We start from the raw sequence: 16,756 nt of genomic DNA on the forward strand, positions 1-16,756 counted from the left end.
CGCCGCCGCGTTCTCGTTGTGACGCGATCCTCTCATCACGATTCGTGATGAGTATTCGTCAGTTTTCATCGCTGGTGTCCGCGCGGGTGCGCGGGTCTGATGGATGTCGTGACCGATACCGCCACGCCCACCGTCATCCGGCCCTCCGTTCCCGACACCGCTGCCGATTCCGGCTCGGTCGCGCCCGCCGCATCCGCCACGGGGCCCTCGCCGTCGCCGTCCGGGTTTCTCGACCGCCTCGACGCGCGGCTCGTCGCGGTCGCCGGGGCGCTGACGATCGGCACGACGTCACTGTTCGTCGCGCTGGCCGACGCCTCCAGTACCACGGTGACGTTCTTCCGCTGCCTGCTCGCCGTGCCGTTGCTGGTGCTCCTGGGCCTGCGCGCCGGTGCCCGGTGGCGGTTCCACCGGCGGCACGCGCTCGCCGGGCTGTTCCTCGGCCTGGACATGGTGTTGTGGTCGGAATCGATCGGCGCGGTGGGCGCGGGCGCCGCGACGGTCATGGTCAACATCCAGGTGGTGCTCGTTCCACTGGCCTGCCTGGTGTTGTTCCGGGAGCGGGTGCGCGCGGCGTTCTGGGTGGCGGTGCCACCCGCGCTCGGCGGGGTGGCGCTGGCGGCCGGTATCGGTGATGCGGACGCGTTCGGCGACGCGCCTGTCTACGGGGCGGTGACGGGATTGCTCGCGGGCGTCGCCTACGCCGGTTATCTGCTGGTGTTGCGCCGCGCCGACGAGCCCGGTTCGCAGATCACGATGCTGACGACGGTCAACGGCGCGGGCGCTCTCGTCGCACTGGCCGCCGGGCTCGTGACGGGCACCCTCGACGTCACCCCGTCGCCGTCGTCGTTCGGCTGGATCGCGGTGCTGGCCGTGACGGGGCAGATCCTCGGCTGGATGCTGATCGGCTCGGCGATCCGCCGACTGCCGGGTGCGCTGGGTGCGACGTTGCTGCTGGTCCAGCCCGTGGCCGCGGTCGCGCTCGCCGTCGTGTTCCTGGGGGAGACGCCGTCGTCGCTGCAGCTGCTGGGGTGCGGGTTGGTCGTCGCCGCCGTGGCCGTCGTGACGAGGACGACGTCCGGCCGGTGACGGCGGCGCCGGTGCGGCCGGTTTCAGACCCCGAACAACGCGCGCGGCAGCTCGTGCCGGTCCGACCAGGGCAGCCACGCGATGTCGGTGGGGCCGATGGCGTACTCGGTCACGCGCCAGCTCCGCGGGTCGTTGTCGGTGATCGTGGGATCAGCCTTCGTCAGCAACGCCATGTAGACGTCGGACATCACGCCGTCGGCGCGGCGGGTCTCGAAGACGGTGTCCGTGTAGTTCGCGGGTCCACCGTCGGCACCGCGCATCGTCCCCTGCAGGAACACCCACGACCCGATGCGGTTGAGGCGTTCCACCTCCACGCGGAGCCGGTCGCCGACGGCGTTGCGCAGTGGTGCGGTGGCGGCCTGCAGTACCGCTTCCCCGGCAGGGTCGCCGGGGCTCAGTGACTGCGGGGCGGGTTGCGCGGGCGGGGTCTGCATGGAGCTACCTCCCAGAGAGCAGGGCAGCGGTTCGGCCGAGTGCAACGACCGCGTCGTGACGTCGACGTCGGACACCGCGGGTCGGCCGGCCCGGCCCCGGTGATGTTACAGAGTCGAACGGGTACGGGACGGGACGTTGACCTACCGGGCGACGGTGGGTCCCGCCGATCAGGTCGGCGGGGTGAGTACCTCGACCAGACCGCTGCCGCCGCCCATGCTGATCTGCTGCGAACCGTCGGGGTTGATGTTGTTCGAACCGATGAACTGGCCGTCGCCCGCGTACAGCACGACGTGCCCGCCGCCGTTCGAGACCACCACGTCACCCGGTTTCGCCTCGGACAGTGGCACCGACTGCCAGCCGTCCGCCTTCAGGTTCGCCGAGAGCTGGTCCACCGAGGCGCTGGCCTGGCTCTTGTCGATCAACCCGGCCGCTTCGAGGGTGCCGGACACGAAGTTCGCGCAGTTGACGTCGTTGGGCACCCACGACTCCATCGCGGGCAGCTCGCCGCTGGACTTGAGGTCGCCCGCGTTCCTGCCGAGGAACTGTTCGGCGATCTTGGCCGGGTTGTCGCCGCGGGCGTCGATCGGTTTCGCGGGCCGGCCGTCGCCTGCGACGCCGGTGACGCCGCCGCCGGGGTCGCCGCCGCTGCTCACCGGGGCGGTGCTGCCGCCGCTGCTCACCGCGGGAGCGGTGCCGCCGCTCGTGTCGACAGGGGCGGGGCTGGCGCTGGATGTCGTGGTCGCGCTGGAATCGGCGGGCAACATCTCCACGAAACCGCCCTCGACCTCGATGCCGAGAGGTTTGAGAAGCTCGTCGATCTGGTTCTCGGCTGTCTCCAGCGCCTGCTCGATCTCGTCCTTCTTGCCGCTGGCGTCCTTCTCGTTGAGTTGCCGGAGCCGCTGGATGTCGGCTGCGGCGGCCTCGATCTCGTTCTCGTCGTCCGAGCTGTTCTTCCGCTGCCGGGCCGCGCCGATCAGCTTGCGGTTCTCCGCGTCCTTGTCGCCTGCTTCTTCGGCGAGCTGCTCGACCTTCTTCTTGACGTTCTCCAGGATCTCGGACACGCGCTGGAGGATCTTCTTGGCGGCCTCGGCCTTGTCGCTGACCTTGTAGCTGGCCTTGCTCAGCTGGTCGAGGTGGTCGGCGACGGCGTCGGCGTCCTTGCCCTCCCAGCCGCGCAGCACGTCGTCGCGGAAGAGCTTGAGGTCGTTGCCGAGGTCGTTGGAGCTGGTCGCGGCTCCGTTGGCCTTGCTCGCCTGGTCGTTGACGGCCGACGCGTCGAGCTTCTTGGCCTGCTGGGCGTGGGTGTCGATGGCGTCCATCGACTTCGGACGGTCGAGTGACGGGTCGTCGAGCGTGTCCGCCTGCTCTCCTGCGGTGGTCATCGGCAAATCCCCTGGTTCCGTGTCCTCGATCCGATCAAGCCCGCTCGGGGTCGTTGCCCCGGAAGGTGTGCACGCCCTCGTCCTCGTCGGTCCGCATGCGCTCGGCGGCACTGTTCAGCGCGTGGGATGCGGCGTCGACGAGGTTCGCGGCCGCACTCAGCTCGGAGTTCACGCCGTTGTAGAAGTGCTGCATCGTCTTGCCCGCGCTCGCCGCGTTGCGGAGATCACCGTAGGCCCCGCCCGGATCGCCGTCGCCCAGCTCGGTGCTCGCCTTGCTGTAGCTGTCCTTGAGCCGGCCGACCTTCGTGGCCAGCTCGGCGATGTGATCCGGATCGAATTGGCGGCTCATGTGTGATCCCTCCCCATGATGACGTCGGCGTCGCGGGCGACGTCCGTGCTCAGGCCGTGCCGGCTCACGGGTTCACACCCCCATGTGCGCACGTTGTCCCGATAACGAGACGGCGTTGATGGTACCGACGCACGCACGTCCGTGACGGTTCCATCACGGAATGCGGTGATTTGCTGACCACCGCCGGACGGGTGGTCGCGTGCGGTGCTCAGCTGTGAACGGGCGGCCGTACCGCGATCACAGGTCCTTGCGCATCACCGTGCACACCGTGCGATGGCGTGCCGTGGCGCTGTCCGCCGTCTCGACGTCCCATTCCTCGGTCCGCTCGCCGACGTCGACGTAGCCGAGTCGTCGATACCATCGATGGGCTCGCACATTGCCGTGCTCGACGCTGAGTTCTGCCTGCGGGAGGCCGCGTTCCGTCACGGCCGTTTCGCACGCCCGGACCAGGTGTGTCCCGAGTCCGCACGAGCGCAGTGCGGGGTGGACCACCAGCTGCCACACCGTGCCGACCCCGGCTTTCGCGGCGAAGTCGACGCCACCGATCGCGACCGGCAGGTCCGAGGGCGGGCAGACCGCGAGGTAGGCCACTTCACCGTGTTCGGCACGGACCAGTGCGCGGCGGACGTAGTCGAGGTGGGTGCTCGACCCCGCCCACTCGCACCGGGGGAGATCACCAGCCGTCAGCGCCCGGACGGACACGGGAAGGTTGACCTGCGTCATCCCACGCAGCCTACGAAAGGTGGCGGTCCGCCCGGACGGCAGCCGCCGTGGGCGCCGTGCCGCAGTGGCGGTGCTGCGGCCGTCGTGCCGACGGCGGCCCAGGTGCCGGCTACCGGCCCGCGGTGAACGTGACCGTCGTCGACCCGTCCATCGAGGTGATGGTCACCTTGCGGTCCGCACCGGGTTCGCCGGTGAAGCCGTACGTCACGTCCGCGCTGGTTCCGGGTGCGAGCTCGCCGGTCTCCATGGCGTCGCCGACTCCCTGGCCGTGGTCGAACACGTCCTTGTTCTTGCTGTCGTCGCTGTAGCCGTCCACGGTGAGCAGGGCGACGTTGAACGGTTGGTCGGTGGTGTTCTCGAACGTCACCGCGACCTTCCACGCGGGTTCGTTGCCGGCCGGCTGGGCGTACTGGCTGGTCGTGAACTCCTCCGGCGGAGCGACCGTCGTTCTGATCGGCCCGTCGTAAGTGTCGCCGAAGGCGAACGTCTCGGGCCCGGTGTCGTCCCGCGCAGCCTGGTCGTCGGCGTTCTCGGGGGTGGCGGCCCCTTGATCGGTGGCCTGGCCGGCGGGTTCTGCGGTGCTGCCGCACGCGGCGGTGGCGATGCCGATCGTGAGCAGCAGGGCGGCGATGGCGGTCTTCGTCACGGTGGTCCAGTTCGTCTCGGATGTCAGTTCCGTCGACGTGTCGTTGCCGGGCCGCGGCGGGTTAGCCTGCGAGAAGCATCCGTTATGGGCGATATGCCGGAAAGTGACGGGTTGTGACGGCCGGGACGGTCGGGCCGGGATGGACCGGTCGCGGGCAGCGGTGCGCGACCGGTCACGCTCCGCGCGCCGGCAGGCGAGACCGGTCACCGCACGGCGGTGGTGCCCACCACCGGTGACGACGGATTCACAACAACAGGCTCCATGCCGATATCACCAGTCCCACGACGATCGCCAGGACCAGAGCCGCGATCCCCATGGCCATGAACGCCAGGAATCCCAGCATCTCGGCGTATCGGTTGCGCATCGCCCACGCCTCCACGGTCGGGAAGTCCGGAACGGGGCCGGACGTCGTTGTCGGTCCGAGCCGCACTCGGCACGTGAAGCGGATAACCGGAGACGCGTCGGCGCATGCGGGCACGCGACAGTCACCTCGTCACCGGCCCACCGTGAACGGCGAGCCCAGGTGGTCCGGCGAGGCGGGCACTGCCGTCACGTGCCCGGTGGCACTCGCCCGCCGTTCCTGGCCACGAATCGGGTTCGGTCGGCGCCCTCACGATGGCTGCGCGTGGTCGCGGTTCAGGAGGTCGCAGGTCAGGAGGCCATTGTGGGCCCGACACAATAACTGGACCAGCAGAGCGGTCACCCTCGCACGTCCCGTGCCGAGGTGCAGTGACCATCGGGACGGTGGCGCGGGCTTGGTGTTCAGCGGACCGCCTCAGGGCTGGCCACCCACGGTATATGGGTGATCGCCGCGATGGTGCCGTCAGCCCCCCGCTACCTGGCTGTACAGGTCAGCTTTGAGGCAACTTCTGCTCGACCATCGCCGCCACTTCATCGGCGATCTCGCACGACTTTTGCGTCCCAGCTGTGGTGCCGGCGTAAACGTCAACGCGCGACGATTCAGATACTCCGATGGCGATCGTGCAGCTACCTTCGCTTGGAATCCGCGCGTACTCTCGGCCGTCATTTTCGGCTCGCTCAACGCCTTGCCCCATGTCTTGAGCGTCATCGAGACCTTGATCGGCCCGGACGTTGACAGATACAACCAAGGTGGAGTCGGCCGCGCCTTCGCGGGTTTTCTGGAAGTCGCATTGCTTGCCAACGCCGACGTTCCCTGGCGAGCCTTGAGGAAAGTTGCCGTATTTACTGAGCTCGTTTGCCTTGAGGAGTGAGCAAGGGTCGATGCCAGCCAGCGAGTCCGCGCTACTTGGCGATGATGGAGCGAGGCTGGACGCGGTGGCCTTCTCTGTCTGCGAGCCCTCTGGTTGTCCTTCTACGCCGGGCGAGCATCCGACAGAGATGGCGACGAAGGCACCAACAACGATCCCAGCGCTCGTGCGGGACAACGACAACTCGACTCCTGTACTGGTTAGGAACTGGTCTTGCGGATCTTGGCTGCTTCCTCTGCCTCGGCGTATTGGCCTGACGCTCGGAACAAGGCTTCGTTCAGCGCGACTAGTGTCTGCTGAAGCTTCTTGATCTGGGTTATGACGCCTTGGGGACCGTCCGCTGACAGTCGCACGTGTTTGGCAACCTGCTGTGCATACGGACCGCTGCCGAGCTTTGGATCTTGTGCGAGAAGGGCGAAATTCTTCCCTTGGGCTTCGATGTTGTCGATCATCTCATTGCAGACCTTGGTCATCTGCTTGACGCCCTCCGGGTCGGTGCGAAAGCCACCCGATTTGGCCACTTCGACCATTTGCTCTGCACCGTGTTGCATGTTCTCGACGCCGGATAGGAAGCCGCCCACCTGGGCGGCCTTACCGAGCGAGGCACCAACCTGCACCCCTGCTCCGCTGTCCTGTCCTCCGCCAACCGGGTTATCGCCGAAAGCGCCGGTCATGTCTGCTTCCCCTCGTCGATCCGTTCGCTCGTGCAGGTGGCCGTTATTCGCCGATGACGGGTGGGGCGGTGCGGGCGTCGGTGCCGAAGAGGCTGTCGGGGTCGGCTTCGACGAGCCACGAGGGGCGCTGGTGTTCCTCTTCGTCCCCGCCCTGCTGGCCCTTACCGGCGCCGGCGCCGCCCATCATTCCCGAACCGCCGCGGGCACCCGAACCGCCGGCCGCCGCGGCGGCACCCGGCGCAGCACCCGCTCCGCCCATGCCCTTCGCGGCACCGGAAGCGGCTCCCGCACCCGCGGCACCGCCCGCACCCGCAGCGCCCTTGGCCGCACCGGCCGCGGAACCACCACCGGTCGGGCCGAACCCGGCCGAGCCGGCCCGGCCGCCGAGCTTGCTGTTGTACGGCGTCGAGCCACCCGCCGAGCCACCGCCCGCGGGCCCGACCGGCGCCGGACCCATGGGACCGAAGCCCGGGCCGCCGCCCGTGGTCGGCCGCGGGGCCATCGGACTGTTGCCTTGCGGCCCCGTGCCCGGCAACTGACCCGCACCGGTCGACGGGCCACGGCCCGCGATCGGCGTCGGGGTCGGCGTCACACCGGGATTGCCACCCGAGGGCGAGTTGTAGCCGCCACCACCGGTCGGACCACCACCGGTCACGGGCGCACCACCCGTGGGGCCACCGCTGTAACCGGACGCGCTCGTGGCATCCCCGCCCGAAATATCGATGACGCCCGAGCCCTTGAACCCGGCGTCGTTGCCGCCACCGGCTCCGCCGAACTCCGGCGGAGGGGAGAAGGCAGGCTGTTTCGAGGCGGCGTCGTAGAGGTTCTGGTCGTAGGTGTTCATGACCTGCGCAGCCTCTTGGTGGGCCGCATCGGCCTTCTCCCGCGTCTCCATGGCCTTGTTGAACGCGCCGATCGGGTCGAGCGGGTTGTCCTTGACCGCGGAGCCGAAGTCCTTCATCAGCCCGTTCGTCTCGACCGGCTCGGGCATCGTGTTCTTCGCGTTCTCGGACGCGTTCGACTGTGCGTAGACGGCTTCGGACGCCAGCTGCGCCTGCTGGGAGTTGGTGTTCGACCAGCTACCCAGGCTGCGGACATAGCCGCGGGCAGCCTCGGCCGACTCACCTTCCCAGTGGTGCTGCGACTGCTGGACGGCTTCGTTGAACTTGCCGTCGAAGTCCTGGAACAAGGTGACCAGCTGTGACCAGGCATCCGAGAGCTGGACCGTCTGACCGGAGTCGAGGTCCTGGTGCACGTACTGGTACATCGTCTGGTGGTCGACACCGGGATAGTTCTGGTCCGACCCGTTGAGACCTTCCAGCACCTCCGCGTCCTGGGCGAGCTGCTGGATCTGCTTCTCGTTCATACCCGCCGCGCGCGCCTCGGCGACGAGCTGACCCACCGGCATGCCGAACGGGACGTTGCCGTATTGGGCCTGAGCCTGCGCCTGGTACATCGCCTCCCGCTGCTGCGGCGGCAGGTCCGCACCATCACTGCCGGTCCCGGTGCCTACCGGGCCCATGGCGTTGCCCTCACCGTTGCCGGGCTGCGACATAGCTACTTCCCCCACCTCGTCATCGGGTCGCCACGAGACACGTACGTGCGGTAACGGTACTGGGACGCCCAGACCATGTCAGTGGTTCCCACGAAATCACACGACCTGTGTGGCCCACTCCCGTTACGGTCGGCGTGGGCTACGGCCGCTGGTTCTGCTGCTCGGCAAGGCCGGCGAGGTTCGTGAGCCGCTGTTGGAGGTCAGCCAGCCAGGAATCCGGGTCGAGGCCCGGGTCGTCGTTGCCCCAACGACGCTGGCCGACTTGGTGAGCCAGATCGGCGAGGTCGCGGGACAGGTCGACCTCGCCGGGGCAGGCGTGCACGTGGGGATGGTCGCCGAACCCCGCCGCGACAAGGCCCGTCGCCCGCAGTACACGCAGCGCGTCACCCACAGTCGGAAGCGTGCAGTTGTACTCGGCGCACAGCTCCTGCTGGGTGGGCATACATCCGCCGGGCGGCCACTCGGCGCCCTCGATCCGAGTACGCAGTGCTTCGGCGATCCGGCTCGCAAGGCTTTCCTGGTGCGGCCACGCAGCTGCGCCGGGCCGATCGCGGCAACGAGGTTCGGACACCTCGTCCTCGCCTTCACCGGGTGGTAGGGACAGGGAGAAGTCGACGCGCGCACCAAGCGCGGCGGCGTAGCGCAACAGCGTGGACAGCCGCAGATCGCCTGACCGCTCCCGGACATACACGCCGTGCGGTACGCAGTCCAGCCCTTCGGAAACCTGTGCCTGGGTGCGGCCCTGCGCCGTCCGGATCGCTACCAGCGCCCGCTGCACTTGCGACAGCTGTGTCGAGTCGTCCGGCAGGGTCGAGACCTCCGGTGATACCTGCCCGTCCGGTGCGGTGACAGTGGCGTGCACGCGTACTCCGATCGCGTGGGCGTAGCGCAGGACCTTGGAGAACATCGGGTCCTGGATGTCCTGCTCGAAACGATCCGCAGCACTGTGCGTGGTGAACCCCATCAGCTTTGCCACAGTCAAGCGCGACAAGTCGCGCTCCTCGCGCACCGTCACCAGGGCGTTCATCAATTCGACGATCTGCGTGCGCACATCCTGGTCCTGGGTGGGCATGATCGACAGAATAAGCTCCGAACACCACACTCCGGCTAGTTTGCCGTCACGTGCCCGGTGGCTCGGGTCTGCGCGAAGCGGACGCGATCAGATCGAGTGCGGCTGTGCGACCAGCGCGTACGCGCTGAACCACAACCCGAAGGCGCCCACCGCAGCGATCGCGCCCACCCCGAACAGGGAACGTTTCCGCCCCGCCCAGACGGCCAGGAGCAGCAGGAGCGGGAAGGCGGACAGCAGCTGCCGTACGCGGTCGTGCTCGGCGCCGGCATGGCCGATCGTCAACAGCCACACGAGTGCGGTGTACGCCCATATCGTCAGCGGCAGGTGCCGCCACGCCGGAATCAGGGCGACAGCGACGACCAGGCACAGCAGCACGGAGAGCACGCTGTAGGCCTCACGTTCGGTGGCGAGGATGTCGAAGATCCACCCGACGTAACTCAGGTCCAGTTGGTTGCCCCAGCCTTCGCGGGTGATCGCGAAGTATCCGCCCGGTACGCCGCTCGTCAACTGCACCCACAGCAGATAGCCGCCGAGGCCGACGGGTGCGATGACCGCAGCCAGTGCAGGACGCCATGCACCGCCCTCGCCCCGGTATGCGGCGATCAGCCCCGCCACCGCGACCACGGCGACGAGCGGCGCACCCATCGGGTGGGTGTAGCCCGCGACCAACGCGCACAGGCCAGCCAGCAGCCATCGACGTTCGAGCATCGCGGCGAGCGCCCACGCGACCGCGGCGACAAGCAGCGCCTCGGGGTACGGCATCGAGTACACGATCGCCATCGGCGCCGCGGCGACCAGGCCGACGGCCAGCAGCTGCGCGAGTCGCGTCCCACCGAGCGTGCGGGCCAACCGGGCCATCCCGTACGCGCCGACGATCCCGACGGCAGTCGACAGGATGACTGCGAACGCGAGGTACAGCTGCGGGTCCTCGGGAAACAACAGTCCGAGCAACTGCGGGTAGCCGGGAAAGAACACCATCGCCGTGTACGGATGGTGGACGCCGTGAGCGTCCACCATGCCGGCGTCGACCTGCTCGTACCCGCCGGCCGCGATCTGCAGGTACCACCCGGCGTCCCAGTGCTGCAGGGTGAATTCCTGCTCGTTCGCGGCGCTGATCGCCCACAACAGCAGGACACCGGCCGTCCGTACGGCCAGATACATCAACGCGGGCGCGAGCATCAACGCGGCGCGGCGCCAGTCGACACTCGTCCGACGTTCCTGGTCGCGAATCAGGCTCGGCCCCTCGGTAGACGTGATGACCTGCGCAGGTCGACGCTCTTCGCAGGTCGACGCTCTTCGCAGGTCGACGCTCTTCGCAGGTCGACGCTTTTTGCCGGTCGATGCGTCACAGTGGGCCCGGTGGGACTCGAACCCACACTGGCTAGGACCTAAACCTAGTGCCTCTACCGATTGGGCTACGGGCCCGGCGGGGGAGTAGCTTAGCGGTGACGGTCCCGGACGTGTTCGGCGTGGCCTGTGCGTCTTCGGGGCGCGTCGTGATCTACCGTGGCACCCTGCGCGCAATGCATGCATTCAGCGAGGAGGACACGTGGCTCGCAACCCGGACGCCATCGAACGCGAGATCGAGCGGTCTCGCACGGCCCTGGCCGGCACGATCGATCAGCTCGCGGTGAGGGCCAACCCGCAGCGGCTCGCCGACAACGCCAAGACGAGCGTCCAGGCCAAACTCGAAGAGCCGAAGGTGAAGTTCCCGCTGATCGGCGCCGGCGCACTGATCGCAGCGCTGCTGGTGCGCAAACTGGTCCGCTGACGCCCGCAGCACGCCGACGGCCGCGCATCGAGTGCGGGACCGTCGGCGTGCTGCGTGTCGGACACCGGGGTCGGGCGAGGGTGTTCGCTCCGGTCAGCTGGCGGCGGAGCTGGTGACCGGAGCGTAGGCCGTGTCCTCCGACTCGTCGTCGGAGTCCGCAGCGGCGTCCGGGCTCTTCGTGATCTCCTTGCGCGGGACACCGCTGCCGGGTGCGCTGCTCTGCGTGGCCGCGTCGTCGGAGTCCACTGTCTTGTCGGAGACCGCTGTCTCGTCGGGATCAGCTGTCTCGTCCGACTCGGCCGTCGCCTCGTCGGACTCCTCCGCGGTCGACGTCGCAGCCACGACCTGTTCGCCGTCCTCGGCTGTGGCCTGCTCGGCCGTTGCCGTGGCGGCCTCGTCGGCCTCGGCGTTCTCCGGTTCCGCGGTCTCGGCTTCGGCGATATCGGCTGCGTCGTCCTCGGATTCCGCGTCCTCGCCCTCGGCGGTGTCGGTCTCGCCGGCCGCCTCGGCGGTCACGGACGTGGTGTCCCCGCCCTCGGTGTCGTCGGACTCGGTGGTCTCGGCCTGGTCGGACTCGGTGGTCTCGGCGCGAGAGAGCCGGGCCGTGATGTACGCCGAGGTGAACTCGAACGCGCTGCCGTTGAGCAGGTGCACCACGGTCGGGTCCTCATCGCTCCCGGTTCGGGGAGCGATGTTCTCGATGAGCTGATCCGCACGGTCGCGCGCGGCGATGATGCCCGGAGCCGTGTCGGTGAACTCCTGCCCCTCGCCGGCCACCGTGACCGTGTAGTCGTCCTCGTCGCGCACGTACACCGCAGTGATCGGCTGCGCCACTGTCCTCACCCCTCTCCCAACGGCAGGTCTCACTGTGCAGGACGCCCCCGCCGTCGTCCTATGACGCCAATTCGTTGACCACACGATCGAGTGGCAATCCGGCGCCGCTATGGAATTGTGTAACGAACAGGTGCCTCCAGCAATACGAGTTGGTGTCGGGAATTACGCAGGGTGAGAACGGTCTCAGTGGCTGAGCCGGAACCGTCACGGAGCGCCACGATGCGGGCCGCGCCGGTGAATTTCCATCAGCGGCCGGAGATTTGCGCGAGTCCGCCCCACAGCAGGTTGACGGCGTATTCGGCCACGACGTCGGGCGTGAGATCCTCGCGTTGCTCGGACCAGATCGCCAGCCGTTCGCAGCCGCCGACGACGAATTCCGCGGCCGCCTGGAGCAGTCCCGATTCCTCGGCGAACCGGGCCGTCTCGGGGTCTGTGAAATCACCCATAAGTGTGGCGATGAGGTCGGTCTGCTGCTGTCGGGTCGCCTCGAGCTCCTCGGAGGCCGTGCCGACCAGGCTCGCCTCGTGGCGTACGAGCAGCCAGGACTGTTTGCGGTCGCGAATGAAGCCGAAGAACGCGCGCAGTCCCTGTCGCAGCGCCTCCTCGCCGGTGGGGGATCCCGCGACGGCCTGTTCGGTGACCCGGCGCAGCTCGGCGCGTGCCTCGCGGATACAGGCGAGGAGCAGTCCCTCCTTCGAGTGGAAGTACTCGTAGAGCATCGGCTTCGACACGCCGACGCGTTCGGCGATCTCGTCCATCGAGGCCGCGGTGTAGCCGCGCTCGGCGAACACGGTCTCGGCGACCTGGATCATCTGCCGTTCCCGTTGTGCCCGCGGCATGCGCTTGCGGGGTCTGCCCTGGCCCGCTGCGGTTGCGGCCTCGGTCGCGTCGGGGGCTTTCGCCGTAGAACTCACAGCCCTACTCTACCGGAAGTAACCTACTTCGAGTAAGGTGGACTCGCGGTAACAGGAACGGGAGTCGACAGAACGGCTGGAGGCACGCATGGGCAACCGCATCGAGGCGGGCGTCATCATCGTCGGGACCGGGTTCTCCGGCATGGGGATGGCGATCAAACTCCGTCAGGAGGGTCGCGAGGATTTCGTCGTCCTCGAGAAGGCCGACGAGGTCGGCGGCACCTGGCGTGACAACACCTATCCCGGTTGTGCCTGCGACATCCAGTCGCACATGTACTCGTTCTCGTTCGAGCAGAACCCCGACTGGTCGCGGGCGTTCTCCGGGCAGCCGGAGATCCACGACTACCTGCGCGCCACCGCGAGGAAGTACGACCTCTACCGCTCGATCCACTTCGGCCAGGAGCTGACCGGTGCCCGCTGGGACGAGGAGACCCGCCGCTGGCACGTCAGCACGGCGTGCGGCGACGAGTTCGTCGGCAAGCACCTGGTCGCCGGCGTCGGTGCCCTGCACATCCCGCAGATCCCCGAACTGCGTGGTGCCGAGAAGTTCCGGGGGCCCGCGTTCCACTCCGCGCAGTGGGATCACGACGTCGACCTACGCGGCAAGAAGGTCGCGGTCGTCGGCACCGGGGCGAGCGCGGTGCAGTTCGTGCCGCAGATCGCCAAGGAGGTCGACCGGCTGACACTGTTCCAGCGGACCCCGCCGTGGATCATGCCGAAGCCCGATCGCAAGATGCCCGGCTGGGTCCGCAAGCTGTTCGCGCGCGTGCCCGGGGTTCAGCGGCTCTACCGCAGCGCCATCTACTGGATGCTCGAGATGCGGGCCGTCGGGTTCAACGGTGACCCGCGAATCATGAAGCTGGCACAGAAGGTCGCCGAGCGGCACATCAACAAGCAGGTCCGCGATCCCGAACTGCGGGCCAAGGTCACGCCCGACTACGTAATGGGCTGCAAGCGCGTGCTCATCTCCAACGACTACTACCCGGCGCTGGAGCGCGAGAACGTCGACGTGGTGACCGACGGCGTCGCCGAGGTGACCGAGAACGGCGTCGTCGACTCGGCGGGTGTCGCCCGCGATGTCGACGTCATCATCTACGGCACCGGCTTCCACGTGACCGATGCGTTCGACCACCTGAACATCGTCGGGGTCGGCGGTCAGGACCTCGGCAAGCTCTGGGCGACCGAGGGGATGCAGACCCACAAGGGCATCACGGTCGCGGGCTTCCCGAACCTGTTCTTCCTGCTGGGCCCGAACACCGGCCTGGGACACAACTCGGTCGTGTTCATGATCGAGCAGCAGATCCGGTACATCTCGGAGGCGATCGACTACGCCGAGCGCAAGGACGCCGAGGCGATCGAGGTGCGGCCCGAGGTGCAGGACAAGTTCAACACCGACATCCAGCGCAAGCTCGAAGGCGGCATCTGGAGCCGCGGCGGCTGCACCAGCTGGTACCTCGATTCGCAGGGTGTCAACCGCACCGTCTGGCCCGGCTTCACCTGGCGGTACTGGATGCAGACCCGCAAGCTCGACCCGAGCGACTACACGCTGACGAGGTGACGCCCGGCGGGTGCGGGCACCCGCGGGCAGGCGCCGACGACGCGTAGCGGCCGGGTGACGGGACCTCCCGTCACCCGGCCGTTCGTCGTCCGGCGCCCCGAGGTGTCCCGGAACGTCCCGGTGTGTCAGGTGTGACGGTCGGTGCCGGTCCGGTCGCCCGTGCCCGGGTTCGACGACAGTTCGGCGAGCTTGGCCAGCAGTTGCGTCGTGGGCATCCGGCACAGTTCCGCCATGCGTTCCAGTGCGGAGCGGTCGAGCTGGATCTCCGGCGAGTTCGACTGCTTCAGCCGGTCCTCGGCCCAGCGCCGTAGTGGTGACAGTCCGGGGCTGTCGTCGGCCACGACCCCGGCGAGGTTCACCCTGACCTGTCCGGGGTCGTCGCCGAACACGCGGCGGTGCACCCGCGCGAGCAGATCCTGTGGTGGTTCCCCCAGCGCCATGCACAGTTCCACCAGCCGCACCACGGAACAGTGCCGGGTGCCCAGCTCGTACGTGGCGAGCGTCTGCAAGGAGATGTCGCTCTGCAGCCGTTCGTTCAGTTCTTTCCTCGTCCAACCGCGCTGCTTTCTCAGCTTGCGCAGCTCTTCCCCCAGGACGCGCTGGAAGGCGTCCGCGTCGATCAGCACTCCTCGTCCCCTGCCCGCATCATCTGCCGGGTGGCCCGGCGCTGCGTCCTTCACCCGAGTGAAAGTGCGATGGGACGTTGTGCTGACGCGACTCTGCGAAAAAGATTCGCTCTCGTCGCCAACTTACTCTATGTGGGTGATCGCATTGCCCCGAACGGGCTCACCCCGCGTGAAAAGGTCTCACCTGTGTGCTCCGGACGAGGTTCGGCCGGGCGTCAGTTCACACAGGTGACGCCGTCGGCGCTGATCGGCTTGTCGCCGGAGGGCTGCTCCTGACTCGGCGCAGGCTGTGCCTGCGCGCGCAGCCCGGCCGGGGTGCCACCCGGTGCGGCGCCGCCCGGTGCCGCACCGCCGCCCGAGCTGGCCGGGGCCTCGTAATCCGGGCCGAGCAGCACCTGGACCTGACCCGACGGCACCGAGGCGTTCGTCTCGACGGGCACGTCGCCGAGCGTTTCGGCGACTTTCTCGCCCGTTGCCCGCTCGCCCTCCGCGGCCTGCACGACCGACGTGGTGCGGGGGTCGGTGTTGCCGACCTCGCCCTGGCCGAACCCGGCCGCGGTCAGTGTCTCCGACACGCTTCCCGCCAGCCCCGTGATGTCCGAGCCGTTGAGCACGTCGACCGTGATCTCCGACGGCGCGGGCGCCGGCTTCGAGGAGGCGTCCGGGTTCTTCTGTCCAGCCAGTTCCCGCACGTAGGACTGCACCTGCGCCGGATCCACCTGGACGGCGAGGCCGTCGGACGGGGTGTCGTACTCGGGGTTGGCGACCGGGATGGTGGTGAACTCGATGTTTCCCGCCGACAGACCCTGCAACTGCTGGGCGAACCCGAGCAGGTCCCAGCCCTTGTTGACCACGACCGACTTCTGCACGGAATCGATGAGGCCGTTGAGCTTCGCCGGGTCGGCGAGCGTGCCCGCCGACACCACCTTCCTGGCCAGTCCGGCCATGAAGACCTGCTGGCGCACGACACGGTCGAGGTCGCCCCGCAGGAGACCGTGCCGCTGGCGGACGAACGCCAGTGCCTGGTGGCCGGAGATCGTCTGCTTGCCCGCGTCGAACTTGGCTCCCGAGTACGGGTCGTCGACCGGTTGGTTGAGGCACACCTCGACACCGCCGATGGACTTGGTGATGTCGTAGAAGCCCAGCAGGTTGATCGACGCGTAGTTGTCGATCGACGCGCCGGTGACGCCTTCGACCGTCTCGATGAGCTTCTTGGCGCCGGCCTGGTTGCTGCGAACCTCGAGATCGGCCTCGTCGGTGACGCCCTCGGCCTGCAACCGTTGCCGCGCGTCGGCTTTTGCCCGCGCATACGCCGAGTTGATCTTGTGTTTGCCGTAGCCGGGGATGTCGACGTAGGAGTCCCGCGGCAGCGACATCGCGGTGGCCTTGCTGCCGTCGTTCGGGATGCGCACGAAGATGAGCGTGTCGGTGTTCAGTTCGCCGTCGGCGGCACCCGCGTTGAGCTTGGCCAGCATCTTCTTCGGCAGCGGGTTGCCCTGTGCGTCGGTGCGGCTGTCCATCCCGACCAGGAGGATGTCGCGCGCGCCGTCGGCGGGTTTCGGCCCGTCGTCGATCACATCGGCCATGGTCAGTCCGCTGACGAGGCCCTGCATCGCGGCCCACGCATAGCCGGTGAGCGACATGACCAGCAGCGACACGATCGCCAGCGCGACCTTCGGTGCCATGAGCCCGCGCCGGCGTTTCGGCGGCACCTGCCCGCCGCGCGGCCGGTCGCCGCGCTTGCCCGGAGGTGGCGTGCGGGAACCGGTGGCCGCCGACGCCGCAGCCGGACCCTGCCGGCCCGGAGGGGGAGTGCGGCGCTGGGGATCTGCCGCGGGAGCGCCGCGCGCTCCCTGCGGTGGCGGAGGGCCCTGCCGTCGTGGGGGCTGCTGCCTGCCAGCC

17 protein-coding genes and 1 tRNA gene are annotated in these 16,756 nt (G+C 68.4%); 3 read left to right on the forward strand and 15 right to left on the reverse strand.

Going from position 1 to position 16,756, the window contains the following annotated elements; all coding sequences use genetic code 11:
- Positions 1 to 108: 108 nt before the first annotated feature.
- Complete coding sequence (locus LY12_RS02590) at positions 109 to 1,086, forward strand: DMT family transporter (protein ID WP_253853050.1); 978 nt, start codon at positions 109 to 111, stop codon at positions 1,084 to 1,086.
- A gap of 23 nt (positions 1,087 to 1,109) precedes the next feature.
- On the opposite strand, the gene LY12_RS02595 is transcribed toward LY12_RS02590, so the two are convergent.
- From LY12_RS02595 to LY12_RS02645, 11 genes are all read right to left on the reverse strand, one after another.
- Entirely contained in the window at positions 1,110 to 1,520 is a 411-nt protein-coding gene (locus LY12_RS02595) for a hypothetical protein (protein WP_253853051.1), read from the reverse strand.
- Between the two features lie 168 nt (positions 1,521 to 1,688).
- The gene (locus LY12_RS02600) at positions 1,689 to 2,903 is read right to left on the reverse strand and encodes a C40 family peptidase (protein WP_253853052.1); all 1,215 of its coding nucleotides are present in this window, start codon (positions 2,901 to 2,903) and stop codon (positions 1,689 to 1,691) included.
- 34 nt (positions 2,904 to 2,937) lie between these two features.
- On the reverse strand, positions 2,938 to 3,252 hold the full coding sequence (locus LY12_RS02605) for a hypothetical protein (RefSeq protein WP_253853053.1): 315 nt from the start codon (positions 3,250 to 3,252) through the stop codon (positions 2,938 to 2,940).
- A 237-nt stretch (positions 3,253 to 3,489) separates the two neighbouring features.
- The gene (locus LY12_RS02610; RefSeq protein ID WP_253853054.1) at positions 3,490 to 3,975 is read right to left on the reverse strand and encodes a GNAT family N-acetyltransferase; all 486 of its coding nucleotides are present in this window, start codon (positions 3,973 to 3,975) and stop codon (positions 3,490 to 3,492) included.
- A gap of 109 nt (positions 3,976 to 4,084) precedes the next feature.
- The gene (locus tag LY12_RS02615) at positions 4,085 to 4,621 is read right to left on the reverse strand and encodes a hypothetical protein (protein ID WP_253853055.1); all 537 of its coding nucleotides are present in this window, start codon (positions 4,619 to 4,621) and stop codon (positions 4,085 to 4,087) included.
- 851 nt (positions 4,622 to 5,472) lie between these two features.
- Positions 5,473 to 6,027, reverse strand: a complete 555-nt coding sequence (locus LY12_RS02620; RefSeq protein WP_253853056.1) for a DUF3558 family protein — start codon at positions 6,025 to 6,027, stop codon at positions 5,473 to 5,475.
- 23 nt (positions 6,028 to 6,050) lie between these two features.
- Positions 6,051 to 6,524 (reverse strand): hypothetical protein, encoded by a 474-nt coding sequence (locus LY12_RS02625; RefSeq protein WP_253853057.1) that lies wholly within the window; start codon positions 6,522 to 6,524, stop codon positions 6,051 to 6,053.
- Between the two features lie 43 nt (positions 6,525 to 6,567).
- Positions 6,568 to 8,079: a PPE domain-containing protein gene (locus tag LY12_RS25830; protein WP_301301750.1), complete on the reverse strand. Its 1,512-nt coding sequence runs from the start codon at positions 8,077 to 8,079 to the stop codon at positions 6,568 to 6,570.
- A 139-nt stretch (positions 8,080 to 8,218) separates the two neighbouring features.
- Entirely contained in the window at positions 8,219 to 9,151 is a 933-nt protein-coding gene (locus LY12_RS02635) for a GntR family transcriptional regulator (protein ID WP_253853058.1), read from the reverse strand.
- 87 nt (positions 9,152 to 9,238) lie between these two features.
- Positions 9,239 to 10,333, reverse strand: a complete 1,095-nt coding sequence (locus LY12_RS02640; protein WP_253853059.1) for a putative hexosyltransferase — start codon at positions 10,331 to 10,333, stop codon at positions 9,239 to 9,241.
- A gap of 169 nt (positions 10,334 to 10,502) precedes the next feature.
- A tRNA-Leu gene (locus LY12_RS02645) sits at positions 10,503 to 10,576 on the reverse strand.
- A 124-nt stretch (positions 10,577 to 10,700) separates the two neighbouring features.
- Here LY12_RS02645 and LY12_RS02650 point away from each other — a divergent pair.
- Positions 10,701 to 10,922 (forward strand): DUF3618 domain-containing protein, encoded by a 222-nt coding sequence (locus LY12_RS02650; protein WP_253853060.1) that lies wholly within the window; start codon positions 10,701 to 10,703, stop codon positions 10,920 to 10,922.
- 93 nt (positions 10,923 to 11,015) lie between these two features.
- On the opposite strand, the gene LY12_RS26210 is transcribed toward LY12_RS02650, so the two are convergent.
- On the reverse strand, positions 11,016 to 11,756 hold the full coding sequence (locus tag LY12_RS26210) for a hypothetical protein (protein ID WP_372493431.1): 741 nt from the start codon (positions 11,754 to 11,756) through the stop codon (positions 11,016 to 11,018).
- 245 nt (positions 11,757 to 12,001) lie between these two features.
- Complete coding sequence (locus LY12_RS02660) at positions 12,002 to 12,595, reverse strand: TetR/AcrR family transcriptional regulator (protein ID WP_253854827.1); 594 nt, start codon at positions 12,593 to 12,595, stop codon at positions 12,002 to 12,004.
- Between the two features lie 163 nt (positions 12,596 to 12,758).
- On the opposite strand from LY12_RS02660, the gene LY12_RS02665 reads away from it, so the two are divergent.
- Positions 12,759 to 14,228 (forward strand): flavin-containing monooxygenase, encoded by a 1,470-nt coding sequence (locus tag LY12_RS02665; protein ID WP_253853061.1) that lies wholly within the window; start codon positions 12,759 to 12,761, stop codon positions 14,226 to 14,228.
- 125 nt (positions 14,229 to 14,353) lie between these two features.
- Here the strand turns inward: LY12_RS02665 and LY12_RS02670 are convergent, their stop codons facing one another.
- Entirely contained in the window at positions 14,354 to 14,854 is a 501-nt protein-coding gene (locus LY12_RS02670; protein ID WP_253854828.1) for a helix-turn-helix transcriptional regulator, read from the reverse strand.
- A 215-nt stretch (positions 14,855 to 15,069) separates the two neighbouring features.
- A complete protein-coding gene (locus LY12_RS02675; protein WP_253853062.1) occupies positions 15,070 to 16,539 on the reverse strand; it encodes an LCP family protein in 1,470 nt (489 codons plus the stop codon).
- Positions 16,540 to 16,756 lie beyond the last annotated feature (217 nt).

The organism is Prauserella alba (assembly GCF_024171735.1).
Taxonomy (GTDB): domain Bacteria; phylum Actinomycetota; class Actinomycetes; order Mycobacteriales; family Pseudonocardiaceae; genus Prauserella; species Prauserella alba.